This window comes from Bacillus cereus group sp. BfR-BA-01430, from assembly GCF_022663115.1.
GTDB classification, from domain to species: domain Bacteria; phylum Bacillota; class Bacilli; order Bacillales; family Bacillaceae_G; genus Bacillus_A; species Bacillus_A cereus_BD.
Genome location: NZ_JAKUEW010000121.1, coordinates 1 through 204, shown reverse-complemented (window position 1 = coordinate 204; position 204 = coordinate 1). Strand labels below are relative to the sequence as shown.

The window sequence follows — 204 nt, the reverse complement described above, 5'->3', positions numbered from 1 at the left end:
CCATCGGCGCTAGAGAGCTTAACTTCCGTGTTCGGTATGGGAACGGGTGTGACCTCTCTGCCATCGTCACCAAACTACCAAAGGCATATTCCTTCAAAACTAGATAACACTCATGTAGTTCTTAACGTAATCTAGCTCCAACGGCTAGATCCTCCGGTCATTTCACCACCCTCGGTCGAAGCAAAAAGCGCTTCTCGGTCGGGG

Annotated in this window: 1 rRNA gene; it reads right to left on the bottom strand. The window is 50.5% G+C overall.

From position 1 onward, the window contains the following. A 5S ribosomal RNA gene (gene rrf / locus MR058_RS23215) occupies positions 1-74 on the bottom strand; the annotation flags it as partial. Positions 75-204: the final 130 nt, after the last annotated feature.